Raw genomic sequence first — 20,872 nt, 5'->3', positions numbered from 1 at the left:
CGGCCTGTAATGTAAATCAGGCCGGCTTAATAAATTGATAATTCGATATCAGGAAACCTGACCGGGTAAAGGGCGGAGCCGCCGGGCGCAGTGCATGGCCGTGGCTACGTAGCTGCATTTCCGGTTTACGACTTCGACAGTGATTTTTGAACCCTGAACGACGACTGTATAAATCCGTTTCGTCTTCTGCCATCTTCATGCAAATGCAGAGAGTTAGCAGAAGATCGGAATACTCATCAGTTGCTGCGCGCAAGACCGTAATGGACAGCGAGCCGGTTTATCAGTGTCAGTTCTATCACACCGATGCATCGGGTGAACTCGAATTTCATTGGGAGGATGTGCACCAGGATTTTTACGAGCAATGGGATTCGAAGCGTCGCGGCGACCGCAGAATGCTCTATCGCAACACGCAGCCAGCGCCGGAACGCGAGCAGGTGCGCCGTGAGCATTCCGAGTGGTCACAGGTAACCTTCGGGAATGTAGGACCTGTTGGCCCACTGAAGCATCTCTCGAAAGAGGCTTTAGAAGCGGCTGCCGAACCCGGCGACCTAAGCGAGCGGGCCGACATGCAGTTTCTGCTGTGGAATGCTCAGCGCCGTGCCGGTATCACTGACGAGCAGATTACCAGGGCGATGATCGAAAAACTGGTGGTGAACAAACAGCGCGAATGGCCGGAGCCGAAAGATGGGGAGCCGCGGTTGCATATCAGAGATAAGCCTGACGTTAGATGAAGAGAAATACTTAAACTTACTTCAAGCGTGATAGTCCGGCCAATAAACGCCGATTAATACTGCTATAGCAGACATTATCAACAAGCAGGATATCAGTAGCCTTGACTTAACTGATGGGTCTTTGTCCCCTCTTCGGTAATGTCTTATAAGTAGCAATGCAAACGACAAACTAATGGCTGAATGAGTATAGGCTAATTTCTCGGGTAAAAGCATGAAGATTTCCTTCCTTTGAATCCTATGACTTAGTCTTCAAATAGTTTAGAACATTTATGCGTCTGAGTTCTATACTGAATGTAATGAGGGATGTGATGTTCAATCAAGCCTTTGTAGTGGATTTTGAGGATTTCAAGGGGGGGCGTGCATGCGCATTTGGAAGTTTTGGGAAGGGAGTAAAAACATTATCTGACGTAGAGTATAGTTTGGCACTTTTGATTTGTAAACCATCAGCGATGGCATAAGAGTGTTAATCCCATTCAGTTTGCAAGTGTTTTATTTTCTTCAGAACTAGATCGTGGACTTGCATGACTTGATTATGCCATGATAAGAAATAGTTAGAAGGTTATTTCAACTTATTACAGGTTGTAACTTATACAGTTTAGCATGTGAAGTAGGTGATGAATGATGGCGTATTTGGATTATTTTTTGAATTTTATTAAGAGCAACCCAGCATTGGCCATAGGTTTTAACATTGTGCTTCTGATTGTGTCTGGATTTTTTGCGCATATTATGTGCAAGTTCCTGTTAATTAAAGTTGTCAGGAAAGTGTTTTTTTCCAGTCATAAACAAGATGTTCCTCTTGAAAAAGATCGACGTATTGCTGAAAAGTTATCAAACTTCGTTCCTGTTATTATTGTATATTATGTTCTACAATTCATGCCAAATATGCCAGCATCATTGGTCACTGGCATAAATACAGTATGCGGAATCTTATTTTTCGTTTTTATGTCTGTCTTCTTTAATGAAATGCTAGATATCGTTAATGGTTCTTATTTAAGAAAAACAAAACGTAAAAATCATTCGATAAAAGGTTATATACAAATAGGTAAGATTTTAGTTCATATCATTGCGGCAATAATGATACTTGCCGTTATGTCAAACAAATCGCCTGCAATTATTATCTCGAGTCTGGGTGCTGTTGCTGCTGTGCTAATGCTAGTATTTCAGCATACGCTGCTTTCTCTTGTAGCCAACGTCCAGTTGTCATCAAATGACGTACTTCAACTCGGTGATTGGATTGAAATGCCAGATAAGAATTTGAGCGGGGAGGTTACCGATATTGCGTTACACACAATTACTATACGCAATTGGGATAATACGATTTCACGTATACCTACGAAAAATTTCTTAACAGAAACATATACTAACTGGCAGGCTATGTTTTCTTCTGGTGCTCGAAGGATAATGCGTAGTACTACAATAGATCAGCACTCGGTTACTTTTTTAACTCAGGAAATACTTGCACCAATACTTGCGATACGAGGTGTGAGTGAATCTCTCTCTAAGTTAATCGATGGGCGTGATGCAATGGGGATTGCGGACAGTTGGTTTATAGATAATGGACTGACAAATCTAACGTTATTTCGCCATTACATGATGGCCTATTTGGCTGAACGATCTGATATTATCAAGGATATGTATGTTGTAGTGAGAACATTAAAACCTTCAGCTTCGGGGATTCCACTGGAAATTTATTGCTTTACCACTTCAACACTGTGGGTGGATTACGAGAATACTCAATCAGAAATTTTTGAGTACATCACGGCTATTGTTGAAAAGTTCCATCTTCGTATATATCAGTATCCGGCAGGACATGATTTTTGGCATTCATCACCCGAAAATTGCATTCGTAAAAGCGAACATTTTAATGTTGATAGTTAGTTTTGACAAAGAGCTACACATTGATTTTTAAACTGCATGTAAATTCTCGGTAGTTGATTAAGATGGGTTACAGCCGGATCATCCGATCCGCGCTACATCGAAATGGCCAGGCAGAACGCTAAAAAATAACCTTTTCTCGTTTTGCAATTCTAAGGGAGTTAAAATGATTGATTTTGAACGTATGGCAGCAGAACAAAATCTTGTGGATATTATTCTCTTCCTGGTAAGAAAGGAGAACGGCTATGGTTATCCTCAAATGGATCGTTTTTTCAGTCGTCACAAGTTTTCAGTCATAGAAAATGGGGCGTTCATGAGGACTTTTGAACAGATGCGATTAAAAGGAGAAGTTGAATGGGGTGAGAAAATGCTGGTTAAAAAAGGCCCTAACTGGAAAGAGCCGAAATTCGTGGCTGAGAAAAAATACGGTATTGAATAGACTTAGCACATGGCTACCTTAATTTTAATTTCGAGTGGGGAAGTGCAGATGAGGGAAAGTAATGCTAGATCTTGAAAGTATTTATAAAAATGAAAGTGTGGAAGATGTTCTTCTGCATTTCGCTCTACGAACACCATATCCGAGCATAGACAGGATGTACGTGAATTACAAATTTGAAGTCATTGAGCATGGCGAATTACTGCGAACTCATCAACGATTATTTGACGAAGGAAAATTAAAAAAAACAGGGAGGCCACTTCCAGAAAAAGGTCCTAACTGGAAAGAGCCGAAATTCGTGGCTGAGAAAAAATACGGTATTGAATAGACTTAACTCATTATAACTACAAGAATTTATGCTGGTTTTTTGCAATTGATTTCCCATAATCATGTCGTCGGAGCCTGAACAACTCCGGTGACTTCTGCGCTTTGAGGGGACTCAAAGTGAAAATGACAATCAGGATATCGTTCAACCAGTTACAGATGCAGAAATACATCTGCGTTTTATTACATTCAGTGCTTTACCTCTTTGGTGGTGAAGCGTGAAACAACAATTCTGCCTCATCAACGACAAAGTTAAGCGTAACGTCGTCAACTTCATCCAGTCTCTACCTGTCGATCACCGATCGCCACTGATTATCGAGGCGCGCGAAGAAAGCCGCACCGATAAGCAGAATCGCCTCATGTGGCCACTTTTGAAAGACCTGAGCGAGCAGGTTATCTGGTACGGCGAAAAACTGGAGCCAGTGGAGTGGAAAGACCTCATCACCGTACCGGTAAGCCAGATGCAAAATCCGGAGTGCGAGCAGAAATACGCCCGGGGTATCAACGGCGGCCGCGTCTACTTCGTCGTTCGTTCCTCTCAATTCAGCAAGCGCTACATGGTCGAGGTTATCGAAGCGATCTACTGGTTCGGCACCGAGCACAATGTGAAGTTCAGCGAAAAGTCCAGGAATCCAGCGGTTGACCTGCACTATCGGGAACAATGGCAGCGGGCCCGTTGGCCAACTCATCCAGACGTTTGGCGTTATCGAGCAGCACAGCAGGCGACGTGCTCCCCAGTGGCGGATTAAAGGCCATGTTTTTGCTCCAAAAAAAGCATTCGCCTAAACGAGGGTTTGTGCGAAATGTCGGAGATTTTTACAATCAGCAATTTCAAGTAGTTATAAAGTGCTGATTGGCTATGCTCGGGTGTCCACCGGGGATCAAAACCTCGATTTACAGAAAAACGCGCTGATCCGCGCAGAATGTGAACAGATATTCGAAGACACAGCGAGCGGGAAGAATGCCCGCCGCCCGGGATTAAAGCGTGCACTGCGGCGACTCCGCCCGGGTGATGTGCTGGTGGTCTGGAAACTTGATCGGCTGGGGCGTAGCGTGCGCGACCTGATCACATTGGTATCGGAACTGCAACAGCGTGGGGGGAATTTCCGAAGCCTGACCGACTCGATAGACACATCAACGGCAGCCGGGCGCTTCTTCTTCCACGTTATGAGCGCGTTGGCGGAGATGGAGCGCGAACTGATTGTAGAGCGGACTCGTGCAGGGCTGGCGGCGAGAGAGCAGGGGGGCACAGGTGGGCGCCGGCGGGTAATGACTTCTGATGTTGTGGAACGCTGCCGTAGGATGATGGAGAACGGAGCTACCCGGCAGCAGGTTGCAGATGTGATCGGGGTCGGAGTGAAGGCGATTTACAAATATTTCCCTGCGGGATAAGGATGCCTATAAACAGGTCACAAAGGTATCTTAAGTGATTGATAAATAGTGAATGGGTGGATTTTCCCCTATAACTCCAGACTGATCGACTCTCTTATTTAGGCCTGCCGACGTCGCAGATTTTCCCGCGGCGAACGGTAGCCTAACGCACTGTGCGGATGCCATTCTCCCGATAGTCATTAATTTAAGGTGGGTCGAATTGCCCGGCGATCTATGGGGCCAGTCTAAAGAGATACCGCTTTTACACGGGCAAAGTGATATTTTTAAGGCAACTTCTGAGCACAGAAGATAAAATATAATGAGTGAAAAAAATGTTATTATCCGTCCTGCGTTCAGGACGCTACAATGACAAATTACTGCCGTATAGAAGTTAAGGAAGCATGACAATGAGCACGACTGTAGAAAAAATCCAACGTCAAATCGCTGAAAACCCGATCCTGCTGTACATGAAAGGGTCTCCGAAACTGCCAAGCTGTGGTTTTTCCGCTCAGGCTGTACAGGCGCTGTCTGCATGCGGCGAGCGTTTTGCCTACGTTGACATCCTGCAAAACCCGGATATCCGCGCGGAACTGCCGAAATATGCGAACTGGCCGACCTTCCCGCAGCTGTGGGTTGATGGCGAGCTGGTTGGCGGTTGCGACATCGTGATTGAAATGTATCAGCGCGGCGAGCTGCAGCAGCTGATCAAAGAAACGGCGGCAAAGCACAAGGCCGACGAACCGAAAGCTGAATAAGTCTGCTGCCAGTAAAAAAGCGACTTCCTGTGAAGTCGCTTTTTTTGTCTCTTATTCTTCTTGTCCGGCAAGCGGTAATGGCCAGCCGCCAAGACGTTTCCAGCGGTTGACGATTTCGCAAAACAGCTGCGCCGTCTGCTCGGTATCGTACAGCGCAGAGTGCGCCTTGGCACCATCAAACGCCATCCCGGCGGCCAGGCAGGCTTTGGACAGCACCGTCTGACCGAGCGCCAGTCCGCTCAGCGCCGCGGTATCAAACGTCACGAACGGGTGAAACGGATTACGTTTCAGCCCGGCGCGTTCGGCGGCGGCCATCGTAAAGGTGAGATCGAACGTCGCGTTGTGGGCCACCATGATGGCACGATTACAATCGTGGTCCTTAATCCCCTTGCGGACCATTTTAAAAATGGCGTGCAGGGCGTCGTATTCGCTCACCGCGCCGCGCTCAGGGTCATGCGGATTGATGCCGTTAAAGGCCAACGCTTCAGGCTGCAGATTAGCGCCTTCGAAAGGTTCAACATGAAAATGCAACGTCTCGTCCGGCATCAACCAGCCTTGCTCATCCATTTTCAACGTAATGGCGGCTATCTCAAGCAGGGCATCGGTTTTAGCATTAAACCCGGCGGTTTCTACATCAATCACCACGGGGTAGAAACCACGAAAACGGTCGCACAGACCATTAAGTTGAACGTTCTCGGACATCAGATTCTCTTAACTGGAAAAAAGTAGCGCGCATTATGGCAAATTTTGCCGTGCCTTGCAGCAGGAAGGGGAAAAACAGCGGGCGCCGATAAGCGCCCGAAGCAGCTTAGTTGCCAAGACCTTTGCCAGCGTCTTTCTCTTCAATCAGTTCAATTTTGTAGCCGTCCGGATCTTCAACGAAAGCGATAACCGTGGTACCGCCTTTCACCGGGCCCGCTTCGCGGGTGACGTTGCCGCCGTTCTGGCGAATACGCTCGCAGGCTTCGGCGGCGTTATCCACGCTCAGCGCGATATGACCGTAAGCGCTGCCGAGGTCGTATTGGTCAACGCCCCAGTTATAGGTCAGCTCGATAACTGCCGTCTCGCTTTCCTCGCCGTAGCCCACGAAGGCCAGCGAGTATTTGTACTCGGGGTTTTCGCTGGTACGCAGCAGCTTCATGCCCAGCACGTTGGTGTAAAACTCAATAGAACGTTGCAGGTCGCCAACGCGCAGCATGGTGTGAAGTAAGCGCATAGTTTTTATACTCCTTGTTTACAGCCCCTTAGCAGAGACCGTATGTGCAATTGTCAGAATAGCGTAACAAAACGGACAAGGCGTTTCATACCCCTGAGCACTATATCGTAAAAAGGCCGCCATTTCAGGCGGCCCTTACGCGGCTCTTTCTTATCCGGCGGGATTACAACGTCGGGTAATCGGTATAGCCTTCCGCACCGCCGCCGTAAAAACTTTCAGGGCGCTGCGGGTTCAGCGCGGCTTTATGCTGCAGACGTGCGACCAGATCGGGGTTGGCGATATAGTCACGACCAAAGGCCACCGCATCGATTAAGCCTTTGCCGATCAACTCGTTGGCTTTTTCTACCGTGTAGGCGCCGGCGCCGATAATCGCGCCCGGGAAGCGATCGCGCACTTTCTGACGGAACGCGTCGCTGTACGGCTGGCCGCCGGCCCAGTCCGGCTCGGACATGTGCAGATAGGCAATGCCGCGTTTGGCGAGTTCTTCAATCAGATACAGCGCATCGGCTTCTTCGTTCGGGCCATTATCGACATTCTGGAAACTACCGATTGGTGAGACGCGAATCCCGATACGGTCGGCGCTCCACTCTTTGCTGACGGCATCCACCACTTCCAGTACCAGACGCGCGCGGTTTTCAACGCTGCCGCCGTAGCGATCGCTACGCTGGTTAGAAGAAGGAGACAGGAACTGATGCAGCAGGTAGCCGTGCGCAGAGTGCAGCTCCACAAGGTCAAAGCCGGCATCGCGGGCATTGCCTACCGCCTGGCGGAAATCATCGACGATCCCCGGAATTTCATCGAGCTCCAGCGCGCGGGGCATCGAGGTATCGGCGCGCATAGCGTGACCATGCTCATCGCGCAGGGAGGTACGGGTGCCCGCACTGATAGCAGAAGGCGCGACCGGCGCTTCGCCGCCGGGCTGCAGGGAGTGATGGGAAATACGACCGGTGTGCCACAGCTGCACGGCGATACGGCCATGTTCAGCGTGAACGCCGGCGGTGATTTTCTGCCATGCCGCGATCTGTTCCGGGCTGTGCAGACCTGGGGCGCCGGCATAGCCTTTTGCCTGGGCTGAAATCTGCGTGGCTTCGGAGATGATCAGTCCGGAGCTGGCACGTTGACGATAGTACTCTGCCATTAACGGCGTCGGGATATCGCCGGGTTCGATACTGCGCAGGCGCGTCAGCGGAGCCATGAATACGCGGTTAGGTACGGTTATGGCACCGACTTTCAGTGGGGAAAACAGTTTTGATTCGGACATAATGACTCCTGAGTAGACCGGTCGTCTCGTAATTCGTTAAATAAAAACGCCTGTTAAACGCCAGGCGCTGCAATAATCTGTCTGACATGGGCAAGGGCGCTTTCCAGCGGCATTGCGCTGCGGGTAATCTTGGCCTGCAGATTGGCCCCCAGCCACAGGGAGTAAAGCACCTGGGAGAGGGTAAAGGCATCGCCATTAAATGTCAGGCTGCCTTCCCGGCGGCCCTTTTCCAGCGCTTCGCCCAGCAAAGTAATAATCTGGCTGGCGCCTTTGTTCATCTCTTCGCGCATGGATTCAGACAAATCGCACACTTCAGCGGAGAGCTTCACCGTCAGGCAACCGCTGATTACGCCCTGCTGGCAAAACTGCGCCAGGGTATGCTGGTAGTAAGCCAGCAGGCGGTCGCGATAATTCCCTTCGCCGTGAGCAAAATGGTCAACCAGGCGGCGGATATAGCCAGCATAGTGATATTCAAGCAGCGCGACGCCGTAAGCTTCTTTAGAGCGAAAATAGTGGTAGAAAGAACCTTTCGGCACTTCCGCTATTTTCAGCAGCTCGCTCAGGCCCATTCCGGTAAAACCGCGGTGCATGCACAGCTGTTCACCGGTTGCCAGAATATGTTCGCGGGTATCGTATTCGCTATGTTTGTTCATGCGCTCACTGTAATAGACCGATTGGTCTAATGCAAGCACAAAAAATGTCGCCTGCGGCAGGGGACTGAATAACAAAAGTTGCCAGATGGCGTTGAAACGTCTTCAATAAAAGACACAGAGAAGTCGCCGGAGGCGTGGAGTGGCAGAGCAGCTGGAGTTTTTCCCGGTACAGAGTCCGTGCCGGGGAATTTGTCAGTCAGATGAACGTGGATTTTGTCGCGGTTGCTTTCGTAGCCGTGAAGAGCGTTTTCACTGGCAAACAATGAGCGATGCTCAGAAGCAGGATGTGCTGCGCCTGTGCCGTCAGCGTCTGTTGCGCAAATTACGCGCGAATAAGCCGCAGGCCGAGGAAGAACCACAGCAGCCTTCACTGTTTTAATGGCAAAATTGCGTATACTCAACACACTTTTTTGTTGAGGACGTTGTTATGGTTCAGCGTATTGCTATGGCTCCACAGGGGCCGGAATTTTCGCGTTTTGTAATGGGTTACTGGCGTTTGATGGACTGGAATATGTCCGTGAACGAGCGGGTCAGTTTTATTGAGCAGCACCTGGATCTGGGGGTGACTACCGTCGATCACGCGGATATTTACGGCAATTATCAGTGCGAAGCGGCCTTTGGCGAAGCGCTGAAGCAGGCCCCGCATCTGCGTAGCCGCATGGAAATCGTCAGCAAATGTGGCATTGCCACTAAAGCCCGCGCCGAAAACACCATCGGCCACTATATCACCGATCGCGATCATATCGTCTTAAGCGCCGAGCAGTCCTTGCGCAATCTGGCGACCGACCATCTTGATTTGCTGCTGATCCACCGCCCGGATCCGTTAATGGATGCGGATGAGGTGGCGGAAGCTTTCCTCGCCCTGCATCACAGCGGTAAAGTTCGCCACTTTGGCGTCTCCAACTTTACGCCGGCGCAGTTTACGCTGCTGCAATCGCGCCTGCCGTTTACGCTGGCCACCAACCAGGTTGAAATCTCTCCGGTACACCAGCCGCTGCTGCTGGATGGCACCCTGGATCAGCTCCAGCAGTTGCGTATCCGGCCGATGGCCTGGTCCTGCCTCGGCGGCGGGCGTTTGTTTAATGATGAAAGCTTCCAGCCGCTGCGCGATGAGCTGGCGCAGGTGGCTCAGGAGCTGAATGCTGAGAGCATTGAGCAGGTGGTTTATGCGTGGATCCTGCGTCTGCCGTCGCAGCCGTTGCCAATCATCGGTTCCGGTAAAATCGAGCGCGTGCGTTCTGCCGTAGTGGCCGAAAAGCTGAATATGTCCCGTCAGCAGTGGTTCCGCATCCGCAAAGCCGCGCTGGGTTACGACGTACCATAATCCTCCCACCGCCTCCACAATGGTCGTCTCTGGTTTACACTTATCAGGGACAGAGCCATTCTGGAGGTGTTATGCAACGATGTATCCTTGCAATACTGACTTTAGCGATCTCAGCGGGCGCGCAGGCGGCCAGCGAAAACGTGGATCTCAATCTGGTTACCAGCCAAAGCGTGGGCCAGGCCATTGGCAGCGTTAAAATCAGCGAGACCGCAAAGGGGCTGGAATTTACCCCTGATCTCAAAGCGCTACCGCCGGGTCGACATGGTTTTCACATTCATGCTAACGGTAGCTGCCAACCGGCGATGAAAGACGGTAAGGCCGTCGCCGCCGGTGCCGCCGGCGGACATTACGACCCGCAGCAGACCGGGAAACATGAGGGGCCTGAGGGGCGCGGGCATCTGGGCGACCTGCCGGTACTGCTCGTCAACAGCGACGGGAAAGCCACCCAGCCGGTGGTGGCGCCGCGGCTTAAAACGCTGGCTGAGGTGCGGGGAAAAGCCCTGATGGTCCACGTCGGTGGAGACAATATGTCCGACAGTCCGCAGCCCCTCGGCGGAGGCGGCGAACGTTTTGCCTGCGGGGTGATTAAGTAGCTCTTTCGGTTATCGTCCCGATCGCAGGTGCCTGCTCAAGCTGGGACAGGGCGCAATACAGCCGCCAGATCACGGCAGCCAGCTCTTTTGCCGCCGGCTGGTGGTGATGGTTCAGGGTGTCGCAAATTCGCTGTAGCTCCTGCAATGTTGCGGCCAGCGGACGTTGCTGGACGCCGCGTTCGCTCATGACATCCCGAAGCAGGCTGATGCATAAATCCCGGACCTGCGAGAGCGGGTCAGAACGGGCTTCCCACTCGCGAAGCTGCCAGACCACATGTGAACAGTTAAGCAGCACCACGCCCCAGCGCAGCAGCCAGCGTCGCGCCAGGGCATCCTGGCTGTTGCTTAACTGACTGATGTGATGGTAGACCAGCGATTCGAACTCGTGTTCGCTATGCTGCGGACGGCGGCTCAGCTGATCGACAAAGTGACGGCGTAACGCTTTTATGTGGCGGCGGCTCTTGCGCGCATCGGAGCCGGGGTTGATCACCGCAAAAGCAAGCCAGGCAAAGCCGACGCCGATGATTTTTCCCAGATTATCGTTGAGAAAAGAGGCAAAGTCGTACACCGGCGGGTTGGTCACCGAAATAAACGACCCCATGAAGACAATCAATTGTCCCCACAGACCCGCCAGCTTTGGCATTTGCAGCTTGAGCAGTTGCATGGTGGTCAGTAGCGGGAAAAGGAACAGCAGGAACTGCCACAGGTCGGTTATCTGCACCATCAGGCCGAATTTCACCCCGAAGCTGAATATCGACAGCAATATCAGCGTCCGCATCAGCAGGCTCAGTGATTTGAACGGCGAGGGTGAGACCGAATAAAGTACGCAGCAAATTGCCGCCAGGGTGAGCGCGGCGGCGCAGGACTGCCATTGGGTGCTGATACCCCATGCCCCCACCGCCACCAGCGCGCAGAAGGTTCTGATACCGTTCCATAACGCTTCGGCCTGATCGGTATAACGAGCTAATGCCGGGGCGGAAGGAACATTAAATTCGGCGATTGCCGAGGCGTTCTCCACGCGGCGGAGCCAGCGACTGCTGTCCAGATACAGGCGGCAAAAGTAGCGCAGGCGCTTCCAGAAAGCGAGATGGCGATAGTCGGCATCGGCGGGAGGTGCCAGCGGGGCAATTATCCGGGCGACAGCGTAAAAATCGGCCCCGGGGTTGGCCAGCGCGATAAGCAGTGTTTCCAGGACTGCGCGGGTCTGTGCTGGCGCGGCTGGCCAGTTAAGCAACATCCGGCGCAGGCTGGAGATTACGCTGGTCAGCCGCAGCTGCCGGTGGAGTAAATAGTTCAGCAGCGGATTCTGACGACGAAAACGGTAATGACTCCAGAAGGCCTGAATACGCAGCAGGTTCATGGTCAGGATTTGCCCGATCACGCTTTCGTGGGCGGTGCGAATGGCATCGGTGGTTTCCGGTACCCACAGCAGACTGGCGTGCTCAAGCAGGCGAGCATGCATATTTTTCAATGCCGTCAGCAGCGTGGCGCCATCCGACGTACTGGGCATGATCATCATCATCAGCCCGCCGCACAGGATACCGACGATAACCTCGCAAACCCGCGATTGGGCGATAGTCCATAGCTCATTGGCGTCGGTAACGTTGATAACCGGAAAGGCGATAATGGCGCAGGTATAGCCGGCGAGCTGGAAGGCGTAGGCCACGTTGTTGGTATACATTGCGCAGGCCCAGGTGCAGAGCGCAATCCATGCCGAAATGCTGAATAAAAACAGCCAGGGATCGTTTAGCGTATGCCCGGCGAGCAGGAGCGCGGCGCAGGCGCCGAGCAGGCTTCCGGCGATGCGCCCGAAGCTCTTACTGATAACGCCGCCTACCGTCGGAAAACTGACGACGGCGGCAGAGGTCATCGCCCAGTAGGGTTCATCAAGATCCAGCCAGTAGGCAATACTCAGCGCGAGACACATCGCAATACCGTTACGCAGGGCATAGCGCCACTGCGCACGGCTGGCTTTAATCCAGGGAAGCGCCTGCCACGACGGGACCAGCCGTTTCATCAGGGGGCGCCAATCGAGACGGTGCAGGTGGTCCCGGAAACCAGGGTTATATCCGCAGGTAAGTCGTTTAACGCGATACGCACCGGTACGCGCTGGGCCAGACGCACCCACGGGATATTCGGCTTGATATTCGCGACCAGGCTGTTACCGCTTTCAATGCTCTGGTCGCCGATCGCTCGGCCGATACTGGATACGTGACCCTGTAACGTTTGTTTGCTGCTGTATAACACTATCTGCGCAGGATCGCCGGCGCGAATATGCCGCAGCTTAGTTTCTTCAAAATAACCAATGACATAAAATGAATTGCTATCGACAAGGGCGAAAACCGGATGGCCCGCGGAAGCGTAGTCGCCCACGCGGGTCGTTAAGTTTGTCACCCAGCCGTCTACCGGCGATTTCACTGCCGTCTGGTCAAGCTGCCATTGCGCGTGCTCGAGACTGGCCTGTGCCACGCCGACCACCGCTTTGGCGGCCGCAAGAGTGGTGGTGGCGCTATTCAGTGCGGTATTCACGCTTTCCAGATCTTCGGCGGAGATGGCCTCTGGCGAAAGACGACGACGACGACGGGCGTCACTGGCCGCTTTTGTTTGCTCCGCTTGCGCTTTGGCCATTTCTGCTTTCGCTTTCGCCAGCTGCGCTTCGGCGTTGAGAGCGGCAATCCGATAGGGAGTGTCATCGATCCTGAACAGCACGTCGCCTGCTTTGACCAGCTGGTTATCGCGAACGTTTAGCTGGAGGATGCTGCCTGAGACCTGCGGCGTAATGCTGACTTGCTCGGCGCGTACTTTGCCATCCCGGGTCCAGGGGGATTGCGTGTAATAGTTCCAGACCAGCCAGGCGGCAATAATCGCAAGTGCGGCGACCAATAACGTCGAGAGATATTTAAGTTTTTTCATGTCGTGAACATTACCAGGCAGTCAGTAAAACCAGAGCCAGACACACGGAGAGTGCAAACAGGGACAGATCCATCAGCAAGGGATGCCAGATATCGCCGGCATACATCCAGTCGCGCAACTGGCGATGAATAACCAGCCAGATAAAAAATCCCAGCAGCACGGCTTTAAACAGGGGAGGAAAGTAAATTGACGCACCGAATACCAGATCCTGCAGCGCCAGTCCGGAAGTGTTAAGACTCAGTTTCACAAGCAAAAATCCTTTGCCATTGCAGGGAGAATGTTCACAGCATGCTACTATTACACATTGTAAATCATTGTGTTGAATTTGGTGTATCAGGTAATTCATTTGTTTTGATTATTCAAATGCTGCACACTATTGTAAAATCAGTATAATAACTTAGCAAGCTAATTATAAGGAGATGAAATTGGAATCGCCACTTGGTTCTGATCTGGCACGTTTAGTGCGCGTCTGGCGCGCGCTGATCGACCATCGCCTGAAACCTCTGGAGTTAACGCAGACGCATTGGGTCACGCTGCATAATATTCATCAGCTGCCTCCTGAGCAGTCGCAGATTCAACTGGCGAAAGCTATTGGTATCGAGCAACCCTCACTGGTGCGTACGCTGGATCAGCTGGAAGAGAAAGGCCTCATTTCTCGCCAGACTTGTGCAAACGACCGGCGCGCGAAACGAATCAGGTTAACGGAAAAAGCGGAGCCGCTGATCAACGAAATGGAAGAGGTGATCGGCAAGACGCGAGATGAAATTCTGTCTGGCGTATCGGCAGAAGAAGTCGCAACGCTGCTCAGTTTAGTGCGTAAACTGGAAAAAAATATCCTCGATCTTCAGGAAAAAGATTAATTTATTCAGGGCCCTGAGTATTCAAGGCCCTTTTTTATTTACTTGTGCCAGATAACCACCCGATTACGCCCGCCTTTTTTGGCCTCATACATTGCCGCGTCCGCTCGCCTTACGCACTCGACGATCGCCGACAGGGGCCGGGAAACCGAGGTTTTCTCGAGTTGGGCGGCGAGCGTGTCATAAAAGTAGCTGCGGTTGTATAGCCGGGTCAGCGGGTCACGGATCGAATTTTGGGAAGAGTTCAGGTATTTGTTTTTGGATTCCCGATACAGACTGAATACATCGCACAATAAAATGAAAAACATAAACAACGTGCTGATGACTTCAAAAAAACGTGCATGATACCAGGCGTACTCGGTGTCGTTTTCAGATAACAATAAAAAAGCCAGCGTAAAAATATACGCAGCACAAAAAAAACACCGTGCGGGTGAGTTTTGGACTATGGCGAAAGTAATATAAAATAATCGCCGCGTTAAACAGCATCATCATATTACGGAAGCTGTAAAAAATCAGCGCAGCGTTAGCGTTAGCAAACAGATTCGAATCACACAGGAACCACCCGGGATAGCAGCTCAACGTTCCAAACATCAGCTATGATGAACCGGCGAACGCACTGGCAATCGGAATCAGATACAGACGCTTTCTATTGCACCAGGACTTCATCATCATGAAACTTGAAACCGTAATGTGCAGAATTAATAAAAAATAGTCATCGCGGGAAAAAAAGGAATTAAACGTAGGGATACGACTAATTAATGATGAGGAGAGCATGTGTATTACGCCAATAGCCATAGTACAAATGACGGAGTACACAAAAAACCGTTTTGCTAAGCGGCTGCGGTTAACAGTCATAAGTTTCATCCTTGTAAAGACTTTATATAAAGCGGTTCTGTCCGACGTAAGGTCATTCATAAAATAATACAATAACGCGGATGCTAAATATTGCGCAAACGCAAGAGAGAACCAGAAGGAGGGATGGATGCGACCGTGCGGTTTTTTAGCGAGTATCCGCCAACGTCTTCATATCAAGCCATTGGTTGAAGAGTACGGCCCGGGAAGGCCGTACTGATAAGAAAAAGCTTAACGCGGGGAGACGGTAACCTGACTGCCGCTGCCGGCAATCGCCACGCGCTGGCCGACAGAGAACGGGGTGTTACCCTGTTTCTGCACCACCATGATGGTATTGCCGTCGTCTTTACGGATTTCCAGCTCAACGCCCTGAGTTTTGTTCATCGCACCCTGTACGCCCTGGCCAGCGACGCCGCCGGCGACTGCGCCTGCTGCGGTTGCCAGAGAACGGCCAGTACCGCCGCCGATGGTGTTACCGAGGAAACCGCCGAGCACCGCACCACCGATAGCACCGATAGCATTGCTGTCATCACCGCTCTGGATCTGAACAGCACGGGTATGAACAATGGTCCCGTAGGTGACGCTTTGCACCTGTTTGGCTTCCGATGCGGAGTAAACGTCTCCGGAGAGGCCGCTGCTGCTCACGCAACCTGCAAGCGATAAACCAATCATCGAGACAGCCAAAACACGTAAAATCATTTATGAATCTCCTTCACCGAATAGTGTTCTGTTGAACGTCCATGCGTTCAATTATATGGCATTTCATCGTCGGCTGGCAGACCTCCGGCATGGACTATACAAAAAATAATAATCCGCACCTCTTCAACTTAACATAAACATACGTTCTTTGCGTCATGCGCAATCTTTCGCGCTTTAATGTTAATAAACGTTAGTGCAACGTAGCATTGCGCTCTTCTTTATGATGGAGTGTGAGGCATACGAAAGTCATGGAATGAAGGAAGGCGTATGAAATCAGGTCACTTTATCGGCGTAATGTCCGGAACCAGCCTTGATGGTATTGATGTGGTTCTGGCGGCAATCAACGAAAGCGTAGTGGCGCAGCAGGCCAGTCTGTCGTACCCCATTCCGGTGGCAATAAAAGAGGATATTCTGGCTATCTGCCAGGGACAAACGCTGACGTTATCCCGGCTCGGTCAACTGGATACGCGTCTCGGGCGCTTATTTGCCGATGCCGTACTGGCTCTTATGCGTCAGGAAAATGTGCAGCCGGCGGACATTGTCGCCATCGGTTGTCATGGACAAACGGTATGGCACGAACCGACTGGCGACGCGCCGAATACGCTGCAAATCGGTGATAACAACCAGATAGCTGCCCATACCGGCGTGACGGTGGTGGGCGATTTCCGGCGTCGTGATATGGCACTTGGCGGTCAGGGAGCGCCGCTGGTGCCCGCTTTCCACCAGGCGCTGTTGGCGCATCCCGTCGAACGGCGAATGGTGCTTAATATCGGCGGGATTGCCAACCTGTCGCTATTGGCGCCGGGCGTGCCGGTCCGCGGCTATGACACCGGACCTGGCAATATGCTGATGGATGCGTGGATCTGGCGCCAGTGTGGAAAACCCTACGATAAAGACGCGCAGTGGGCCAGCGAGGGCAAGGTGCTGCTGCCGTTGTTACAAAACATGCTCAGCGACCCGTGGTTTGCGCTACCGGCGCCGAAAAGTACCGGACGCGAATATTTCAACTACGGCTGGCTGGAGCGCCATCTGGCCCGCTTCCCTGGGCTGCGGGCGCAGGATGTGCAGGCGACTCTGGCTGAGCTGACGGCGGTGACCATCGCGGAGCAGGTGCTGCTGAGCGGCGGCTGCGAACGCCTGCTGGTGTGCGGCGGCGGGGCGCGTAATCCGCTGCTGATGGCGCGGCTGGCGGCGCTGTTGCCGGGAACGGAGGTTTCCACGACCGATGCGGCGGGAATCAGCGGCGATGATATGGAAGCGCTGGCGTTCGCCTGGCTGGCGTGGCGAACGATGTCCGGGCTTCCCGGCAATCTCCCCTCGGTCACCGGCGCGTCTGAGGCCACCGTGCTGGGGGCTATTTTCCCCGCAAACCGACCGCAGAATCAGAGTTAACTGAAACACCTGTTTTTTATTAGCCGGTAAACTGGATCAAGTAAACGGGGGGCAATTTGCCCTCCTGGACCGGGAAAGTCGAAGGCAAACGAATGAAAAAAATCCTTATCGCTGTAGTACCCTTTATGCTCGCAGGCTGTAGCTACTATAACCAGTTTGTGGAGCGGATGCAGACGGATACCCTGGAGTATCAGTGCGATCAGAAACCGCTGACCGTGCACATCAACAATAGCCGTCAGATGGCCAGTTTTATCTATGACAACCAGCAGCTGAATCTGGCGCAGGGGCTTTCGGCATCAGGTGCGCGCTATACCGACGGCGTCTATGTCTTCTGGTCGAAAGGCGACAGCGCCACCGTTTACAAGCGCGATCGCGTTGTGCTGGAAAACTGTCGGCTGCAGACGGCCAAACGTTGAGATTTCTGCCCCGGGGGCGCACAATGACGCCACCCGTTGACTATGTTCTCAATTGCCATGTCTGATAACGACGAATTGCAGCAAATCGCGCATCTGCGCCGAGAGTATACCCGTGGCGGCCTGCGCCGCCGCGACCTTCCCGCTGAACCGCTGGCTTTGTTTGAGCGTTGGCTCAGACAAGCCTGCGACGCCCGGCTGGCTGACCCGACGGCAATGGTCGTCGCCACGGTTGATGAAAACGGTCAACCTTACCAGCGAATTGTCCTGCTCAAGCACTATGACGAAAAAGGGCTGGTGTTTTACACCAACCTCGGGAGTCGTAAAGCCCACCAGATCGAAAACAATCCTCGCGTGAGCCTGCTTTTCCCGTGGCACATGCTGGAGCGCCAGGTGATGGTCACTGGCAAGGCCGAGCGCCTGTCAACGCTGGAAGTGGTGAAGTATTTTCACAGCCGTCCGCGCGACAGCCAGATTGGCGCCTGGGTCTCGCAACAGTCAACCCGCATCTCAGCCCGCGGCATCCTGGAAAGTAAGTTCCTGGAGCTGAAACAGAAATTCCAGCAAGGCGAAGTGCCGCTGCCGAGCTTCTGGGGCGGATTCCGCGTCAGTATTGAGCAGATGGAATTCTGGCAGGGCGGTGAACACCGTCTGCACGATCGTTTTTTATACCAGCGCGACGATAGCGCGTGGAAAATCGATCGTCTGGCCCCGTAATCCCTGAAATTTGTTGTGTTAAGCGCTGGTACTGGATGGGCTGGCGCTTTATTCTATAGGCTTCATTTTTCAAGCTGCGTCTGTGTTGGCTGTGCTGGTTTATTCCGGTCGTTGACTGGTATGAATCTCCGTACTGCCTGCCCTGAAGCAACTTAAATGATTTTGCATAGATGTTTTTTTTCGCGTCTGGCGAAAAGTCGTGTACCGGCAAAGGTGCAGTCGTTTTATACATGGAGAATTTGATGGCAAGCAGTAACTTGATTAAACAATTGCAAGAGCGGGGGCTGGTAGCCCAGGTGACGGACGAGGAAGCGTTAGCAGAGCGACTGGCGCAAGGCCCGATCGCGCTCTATTGCGGCTTCGATCCAACCGCTGACAGCTTGCATTTGGGGCATCTTGTTCCATTGTTATGCCTGAAACGCTTTCAGCAGGCAGGCCATAAGCCTGTGGCGCTGGTGGGGGGAGCGACCGGTCTGATTGGTGACCCGAGCTTTAAAGCCGCCGAGCGTAAACTGAACACCGAAGATACCGTGCAGGAGTGGGTAGATAAAATTCGCAAGCAGGTCGCGCCGTTCCTCGACTTTGATTGCGGTGACAACTCAGCCATTGCCGCGAATAACTACGACTGGTTTGGTGGCATGAACGTGCTGACTTTCCTGCGTGATATCGGCAAGCACTTCTCCGTAAACCAGATGATCAACAAAGAAGCGGTTAAGCAGCGTCTGAACCGCGACGATCAGGGCATCTCGTTTACCGAGTTCTCTTATAACCTGTTGCAGGGTTACGACTTCGCGTGTCTGAACAAACTGCATGGCGTGGCGCTGCAGATTGGCGGTTCCGATCAGTGGGGCAACATCACCTCCGGCATCGACCTGACCCGTCGTCTGCACCAGAACCAGGTGTTTGGTCTGACCGTTCCGCTGATCACCAAAGCCGATGGCACCAAGTTCGGTAAGACCGAAGGCGGCGCGGTATGGCTGGATCCGAAGAAAACCAGTCCGTACAAATTCTATCAGTTCTGGATCAACACCGCGGATGCTGACGTTTATCGCTTCCTGAAGTTCTTCACCTTCATGGACATTGCCGAGATCAATGCGCTGGAAGAAGAAGATAAAAACAGCGGTAAGGCTCCGCGTGCGCAGTACGTGCTGGCCGAACAGGTGACGCGTCTGGTTCACGGTGAAGAAGGTCTGGTAGCCGCAAAACGCATCACCGAGAGCCTGTTCAGCGGGACGCTGAGTGCGCTAAGCGAAGCCGATTTCGAACAGCTGGCGCAGGATGGCGTGCCGATGGTCGAAATGGAAAAGGGTGCCGATCTGATGCAGGCGCTGGTGGATTCGGAACTGCAGCCGTCTCGCGGTCAGGCACGTAAAACCATCGCTTCCAATGCGGTAACGATCAACGGTGAAAAACAGTCCGATCCGGAATATTTCTTCCAGGACAGTGACATTTTGTTCGGCCGTTACACGCTGTTACGTCGCGGTAAAAAGAACTACTGTCTGATTTGCTGGAAATAATAAAAAATCAGCAGGGGCATGGGAAACCATGCCCCTTTCTTTTTTCAGGGTTATGGTAAGCAAAAAATGAAGAACATCCTCGCTATTCAGTCCCACGTTGTTTTTGGACATGCGGGCAATAGTGCTGCGGAATTTCCGATGCGTCGCCTTGGCGCGAATGTCTGGCCCCTTAATACCGTTCAGTTCTCCAACCATACGCAGTACGGGAAATGGACCGGTTGCGTGATGCCGCCTGCGCATCTGACCGAAATCGTTCAGGGGATTGCCGAGATTAATCAGCTTCAGCGTTGCGATGCGGTACTGAGCGGCTATCTGGGCTCCGCCGAACAGGGTGAGCATATCCTCGGTATCGTGCGTCAGGTCAAAGCGGCTAATCCGGCGGCGAAATATTTCTGCGATCCGGTGATGGGACACCCTGAGAAGGGCTGCATCGTCGCGCCGGGAGTGGCGGAGTTTCACGTGCGCCATGCGCTGCCGGCGAGCGATATTATTGCCCCCAACCTGATTGAGCTGGAAATCCTCTGCGGTCATCCGGTGGCTACGGTTGCGCAAGCAGTCTCAGCCGCGCGTGAGCTGATTGCCCAGGGCCCACAGGTCGTACTGGTTAAGCATCTTGCCCGTGCCGGATTGAGTATGGAGCGGTTCGAAATGCTGCTGGTGACGGCTGATGAAGCCTGGCATATCAGCCGCCCGCTGGTCGATTTTGGCCTGCGTCAGCCGGTCGGCGTCGGCGATGTGACCAGCGGATTACTGCTGGTTAAACTGTTGCAGGGCGCTCTGCTTCGCGATGCGCTGGAACATGTGACCGCTGCGGTGTATGAAATTATGCTGGCCACGAAAAACAGGCAGGAGTATGAGCTGCAGGTCGTTGCCGCTCAGGACCGAATTGCGCAGCCGGAGCACTACTTTAGCGCCACCCAGCTTTAACTGTCGCACTGCTGCCCGGCCTCGCAGCCGGGCACAGATGACGCCG

24 protein-coding genes and 4 pseudogenes are annotated in these 20,872 nt (G+C 52.5%); 16 read left to right on the top strand and 12 right to left on the bottom strand.

Annotated elements, in window-relative coordinates; all coding sequences use genetic code 11:
* Nucleotides 1–48: 48 nt before the first annotated feature.
* A pseudogene (locus FNY10_RS09425) lies at nucleotides 49–189 on the bottom strand (DUF4060 family protein); the annotation flags it as partial.
* A 206-nt stretch (nucleotides 190–395) separates the two neighbouring features.
* Here FNY10_RS09425 and FNY10_RS09420 point away from each other — a divergent pair.
* The 7 genes and pseudogenes from FNY10_RS09420 to grxD form a co-directional block, all read left to right on the top strand.
* Nucleotides 396–719: pseudogene (locus tag FNY10_RS09420) on the top strand (DUF550 domain-containing protein); the annotation flags it as partial.
* 633 nt (nucleotides 720–1,352) lie between these two features.
* Nucleotides 1,353–2,609, top strand: coding sequence for a mechanosensitive ion channel family protein (locus FNY10_RS09415; protein ID WP_100683657.1), 1,257 nt, complete (start codon nucleotides 1,353–1,355; stop codon nucleotides 2,607–2,609).
* Between the two features lie 163 nt (nucleotides 2,610–2,772).
* Nucleotides 2,773–3,045: a hypothetical protein gene (locus FNY10_RS09410; RefSeq protein ID WP_131047994.1), complete on the top strand. Its 273-nt coding sequence runs from the start codon at nucleotides 2,773–2,775 to the stop codon at nucleotides 3,043–3,045.
* A 61-nt stretch (nucleotides 3,046–3,106) separates the two neighbouring features.
* Nucleotides 3,107–3,370 carry an immunity protein gene (locus tag FNY10_RS09405; protein WP_160704760.1) on the top strand — a complete coding sequence of 88 codons (264 nt, stop codon included), beginning with the start codon at nucleotides 3,107–3,109 and terminating at the stop codon, nucleotides 3,368–3,370.
* A 214-nt stretch (nucleotides 3,371–3,584) separates the two neighbouring features.
* Nucleotides 3,585–4,115 (top strand): recombination protein NinB, encoded by a 531-nt coding sequence (locus FNY10_RS09400; protein ID WP_160704762.1) that lies wholly within the window; start codon nucleotides 3,585–3,587, stop codon nucleotides 4,113–4,115.
* A 97-nt stretch (nucleotides 4,116–4,212) separates the two neighbouring features.
* The gene (locus FNY10_RS09395) at nucleotides 4,213–4,758 is read left to right on the top strand and encodes a recombinase family protein (protein ID WP_160704764.1); all 546 of its coding nucleotides are present in this window, start codon (nucleotides 4,213–4,215) and stop codon (nucleotides 4,756–4,758) included.
* 386 nt (nucleotides 4,759–5,144) lie between these two features.
* The gene (gene grxD, locus FNY10_RS09390) at nucleotides 5,145–5,492 is read left to right on the top strand and encodes a monothiol glutaredoxin 4 (protein WP_131047997.1); all 348 of its coding nucleotides are present in this window, start codon (nucleotides 5,145–5,147) and stop codon (nucleotides 5,490–5,492) included.
* A 51-nt stretch (nucleotides 5,493–5,543) separates the two neighbouring features.
* On the opposite strand, the gene rnt is transcribed toward grxD, so the two are convergent.
* From rnt to FNY10_RS09370, 4 genes are all read right to left on the bottom strand, one after another.
* Nucleotides 5,544–6,194: a ribonuclease T gene (rnt, locus tag FNY10_RS09385; protein WP_100683662.1), complete on the bottom strand. Its 651-nt coding sequence runs from the start codon at nucleotides 6,192–6,194 to the stop codon at nucleotides 5,544–5,546.
* Between the two features lie 106 nt (nucleotides 6,195–6,300).
* Nucleotides 6,301–6,708, bottom strand: a complete 408-nt coding sequence (gene gloA / locus FNY10_RS09380) for a lactoylglutathione lyase (protein ID WP_100683663.1) — start codon at nucleotides 6,706–6,708, stop codon at nucleotides 6,301–6,303.
* Nucleotides 6,709–6,871: 163 nt separating this feature from the next.
* A complete protein-coding gene (locus tag FNY10_RS09375) occupies nucleotides 6,872–7,969 on the bottom strand; it encodes an alkene reductase (protein ID WP_160704766.1) in 1,098 nt (365 codons plus the stop codon).
* Nucleotides 7,970–8,022: 53 nt separating this feature from the next.
* The gene (locus tag FNY10_RS09370) at nucleotides 8,023–8,622 is read right to left on the bottom strand and encodes a TetR/AcrR family transcriptional regulator (protein ID WP_142255874.1); all 600 of its coding nucleotides are present in this window, start codon (nucleotides 8,620–8,622) and stop codon (nucleotides 8,023–8,025) included.
* A gap of 139 nt (nucleotides 8,623–8,761) precedes the next feature.
* Here FNY10_RS09370 and FNY10_RS09365 point away from each other — a divergent pair, with 139 nt between their 5' ends.
* The 3 genes from FNY10_RS09365 (at nucleotide 8,762) to sodC (ending at nucleotide 10,539) form a co-directional block, all read left to right on the top strand.
* The gene (locus FNY10_RS09365) at nucleotides 8,762–9,001 is read left to right on the top strand and encodes a DUF1289 domain-containing protein (protein ID WP_032687394.1); all 240 of its coding nucleotides are present in this window, start codon (nucleotides 8,762–8,764) and stop codon (nucleotides 8,999–9,001) included.
* 48 nt (nucleotides 9,002–9,049) lie between these two features.
* Entirely contained in the window at nucleotides 9,050–9,946 is an 897-nt protein-coding gene (locus tag FNY10_RS09360) for an aldo/keto reductase (protein ID WP_141964485.1), read from the top strand.
* Between the two features lie 71 nt (nucleotides 9,947–10,017).
* Complete coding sequence (gene sodC / locus FNY10_RS09355) at nucleotides 10,018–10,539, top strand: superoxide dismutase [Cu-Zn] SodC (protein WP_141964486.1); 522 nt, start codon at nucleotides 10,018–10,020, stop codon at nucleotides 10,537–10,539.
* Here the strand turns inward: sodC and FNY10_RS09350 are convergent.
* From FNY10_RS09350 to FNY10_RS09340, 3 genes are read right to left on the bottom strand one after another with little or no spacing between them, the layout of a single operon-like run.
* Nucleotides 10,532–12,556: an FUSC family protein gene (locus tag FNY10_RS09350; RefSeq protein ID WP_160704768.1), complete on the bottom strand. Its 2,025-nt coding sequence runs from the start codon at nucleotides 12,554–12,556 to the stop codon at nucleotides 10,532–10,534. The genes sodC and FNY10_RS09350 overlap by 8 nt on opposite strands.
* The gene (locus FNY10_RS09345; RefSeq protein WP_160704770.1) at nucleotides 12,556–13,452 is read right to left on the bottom strand and encodes an HlyD family secretion protein; all 897 of its coding nucleotides are present in this window, start codon (nucleotides 13,450–13,452) and stop codon (nucleotides 12,556–12,558) included. The genes FNY10_RS09350 and FNY10_RS09345 overlap by 1 nt, the downstream gene beginning before the upstream one ends.
* 10 nt (nucleotides 13,453–13,462) lie before the next feature.
* Entirely contained in the window at nucleotides 13,463–13,699 is a 237-nt protein-coding gene (locus FNY10_RS09340) for a DUF1656 domain-containing protein (protein ID WP_004862692.1), read from the bottom strand.
* Nucleotides 13,700–13,871: 172 nt separating this feature from the next.
* On the opposite strand from FNY10_RS09340, the gene slyA reads away from it, so the two are divergent.
* Nucleotides 13,872–14,312, top strand: a complete 441-nt coding sequence (slyA, locus tag FNY10_RS09335) for a transcriptional regulator SlyA (RefSeq protein WP_131048003.1) — start codon at nucleotides 13,872–13,874, stop codon at nucleotides 14,310–14,312.
* A gap of 38 nt (nucleotides 14,313–14,350) precedes the next feature.
* Here the strand turns inward: slyA and FNY10_RS27310 are convergent, their stop codons facing one another.
* From FNY10_RS27310 to slyB, 4 genes and pseudogenes are all read right to left on the bottom strand, one after another.
* On the bottom strand, nucleotides 14,351–14,617 hold the full coding sequence (locus tag FNY10_RS27310; RefSeq protein ID WP_416309054.1) for a hypothetical protein: 267 nt from the start codon (nucleotides 14,615–14,617) through the stop codon (nucleotides 14,351–14,353).
* 21 nt (nucleotides 14,618–14,638) lie between these two features.
* A pseudogene (locus FNY10_RS27305) lies at nucleotides 14,639–14,689 on the bottom strand (hypothetical protein); the annotation flags it as partial.
* Nucleotides 14,679–14,975, bottom strand: a pseudogene (locus tag FNY10_RS27300) (MASE4 domain-containing protein). The pseudogenes FNY10_RS27300 and FNY10_RS27305, both read right to left, overlap by 11 nt.
* 417 nt (nucleotides 14,976–15,392) lie before the next feature.
* Nucleotides 15,393–15,860 (bottom strand): outer membrane lipoprotein SlyB, encoded by a 468-nt coding sequence (gene slyB, locus FNY10_RS09325; RefSeq protein ID WP_100683670.1) that lies wholly within the window; start codon nucleotides 15,858–15,860, stop codon nucleotides 15,393–15,395.
* 267 nt (nucleotides 15,861–16,127) lie between these two features.
* Between slyB and anmK the strand changes: the two genes are divergently transcribed.
* The 5 genes from anmK to pdxY all read left to right on the top strand — a co-directional run bounded on the left by anmK (nucleotide 16,128) and on the right by pdxY (nucleotide 20,826).
* On the top strand, nucleotides 16,128–17,252 hold the full coding sequence (gene anmK / locus FNY10_RS09320; RefSeq protein ID WP_100683671.1) for an anhydro-N-acetylmuramic acid kinase: 1,125 nt from the start codon (nucleotides 16,128–16,130) through the stop codon (nucleotides 17,250–17,252).
* A 92-nt stretch (nucleotides 17,253–17,344) separates the two neighbouring features.
* Complete coding sequence (gene mliC, locus FNY10_RS09315) at nucleotides 17,345–17,668, top strand: C-type lysozyme inhibitor (RefSeq protein ID WP_100683672.1); 324 nt, start codon at nucleotides 17,345–17,347, stop codon at nucleotides 17,666–17,668.
* A gap of 57 nt (nucleotides 17,669–17,725) precedes the next feature.
* A complete protein-coding gene (pdxH, locus tag FNY10_RS09310) occupies nucleotides 17,726–18,382 on the top strand; it encodes a pyridoxamine 5'-phosphate oxidase (RefSeq protein ID WP_131048038.1) in 657 nt (218 codons plus the stop codon).
* A gap of 242 nt (nucleotides 18,383–18,624) precedes the next feature.
* On the top strand, nucleotides 18,625–19,899 hold the full coding sequence (gene tyrS, locus FNY10_RS09305; RefSeq protein ID WP_100683673.1) for a tyrosine--tRNA ligase: 1,275 nt from the start codon (nucleotides 18,625–18,627) through the stop codon (nucleotides 19,897–19,899).
* 66 nt (nucleotides 19,900–19,965) lie between these two features.
* A complete protein-coding gene (gene pdxY, locus FNY10_RS09300; RefSeq protein ID WP_131048004.1) occupies nucleotides 19,966–20,826 on the top strand; it encodes a pyridoxal kinase PdxY in 861 nt (286 codons plus the stop codon).
* Nucleotides 20,827–20,872: the final 46 nt, after the last annotated feature.

Source organism: Klebsiella sp. Lac1, from assembly GCF_009825425.1.
In the GTDB taxonomy this organism is placed as follows: Bacteria; Pseudomonadota; Gammaproteobacteria; order Enterobacterales; family Enterobacteriaceae; genus Klebsiella; species Klebsiella electrica.
The sequence above is the reverse complement of the archived record's forward strand: the minus strand, read 5'-3'. Positions and strand labels throughout refer to the sequence as shown.

What these genes read in the sequence shown, in the direction of transcription:
- rnt (WP_100683662.1), bottom strand. Translation starts at nt 6,194, where the DNA reads ATGTCCGAGAACGTTCAACTTAATGGTCTGTGCGACCGTTTTCGTGGT.
- FNY10_RS09345 (WP_160704770.1), bottom strand. Translation starts at nt 13,452, where the DNA reads ATGAAAAAACTTAAATATCTCTCGACGTTATTGGTCGCCGCACTTGCG.
- grxD (WP_131047997.1), top strand. Translation starts at nt 5,145, where the DNA reads ATGAGCACGACTGTAGAAAAAATCCAACGTCAAATCGCTGAAAACCCG.
- FNY10_RS09370 (WP_142255874.1), bottom strand. Translation starts at nt 8,622, where the DNA reads ATGAACAAACATAGCGAATACGATACCCGCGAACATATTCTGGCAACC.
- anmK (WP_100683671.1), top strand. Translation starts at nt 16,128, where the DNA reads ATGAAATCAGGTCACTTTATCGGCGTAATGTCCGGAACCAGCCTTGAT.
- FNY10_RS27310 (WP_416309054.1), bottom strand. Translation starts at nt 14,617, where the DNA reads ATGTTTTTCATTTTATTGTGCGATGTATTCAGTCTGTATCGGGAATCC.
- pdxY (WP_131048004.1), top strand. Translation starts at nt 19,966, where the DNA reads ATGAAGAACATCCTCGCTATTCAGTCCCACGTTGTTTTTGGACATGCG.
- FNY10_RS09360 (WP_141964485.1), top strand. Translation starts at nt 9,050, where the DNA reads ATGGTTCAGCGTATTGCTATGGCTCCACAGGGGCCGGAATTTTCGCGT.
- pdxH (WP_131048038.1), top strand. Translation starts at nt 17,726, where the DNA reads ATGTCTGATAACGACGAATTGCAGCAAATCGCGCATCTGCGCCGAGAG.
- sodC (WP_141964486.1), top strand. Translation starts at nt 10,018, where the DNA reads ATGCAACGATGTATCCTTGCAATACTGACTTTAGCGATCTCAGCGGGC.
- tyrS (WP_100683673.1), top strand. Translation starts at nt 18,625, where the DNA reads ATGGCAAGCAGTAACTTGATTAAACAATTGCAAGAGCGGGGGCTGGTA.
- FNY10_RS09375 (WP_160704766.1), bottom strand. Translation starts at nt 7,969, where the DNA reads ATGTCCGAATCAAAACTGTTTTCCCCACTGAAAGTCGGTGCCATAACC.
- FNY10_RS09415 (WP_100683657.1), top strand. Translation starts at nt 1,353, where the DNA reads ATGGCGTATTTGGATTATTTTTTGAATTTTATTAAGAGCAACCCAGCA.
- FNY10_RS09350 (WP_160704768.1), bottom strand. Translation starts at nt 12,556, where the DNA reads ATGAAACGGCTGGTCCCGTCGTGGCAGGCGCTTCCCTGGATTAAAGCC.
- FNY10_RS09410 (WP_131047994.1), top strand. Translation starts at nt 2,773, where the DNA reads ATGATTGATTTTGAACGTATGGCAGCAGAACAAAATCTTGTGGATATT.
- slyA (WP_131048003.1), top strand. Translation starts at nt 13,872, where the DNA reads ATGAAATTGGAATCGCCACTTGGTTCTGATCTGGCACGTTTAGTGCGC.
- mliC (WP_100683672.1), top strand. Translation starts at nt 17,345, where the DNA reads ATGAAAAAAATCCTTATCGCTGTAGTACCCTTTATGCTCGCAGGCTGT.
- slyB (WP_100683670.1), bottom strand. Translation starts at nt 15,860, where the DNA reads ATGATTTTACGTGTTTTGGCTGTCTCGATGATTGGTTTATCGCTTGCA.
- FNY10_RS09405 (WP_160704760.1), top strand. Translation starts at nt 3,107, where the DNA reads ATGCTAGATCTTGAAAGTATTTATAAAAATGAAAGTGTGGAAGATGTT.
- gloA (WP_100683663.1), bottom strand. Translation starts at nt 6,708, where the DNA reads ATGCGCTTACTTCACACCATGCTGCGCGTTGGCGACCTGCAACGTTCT.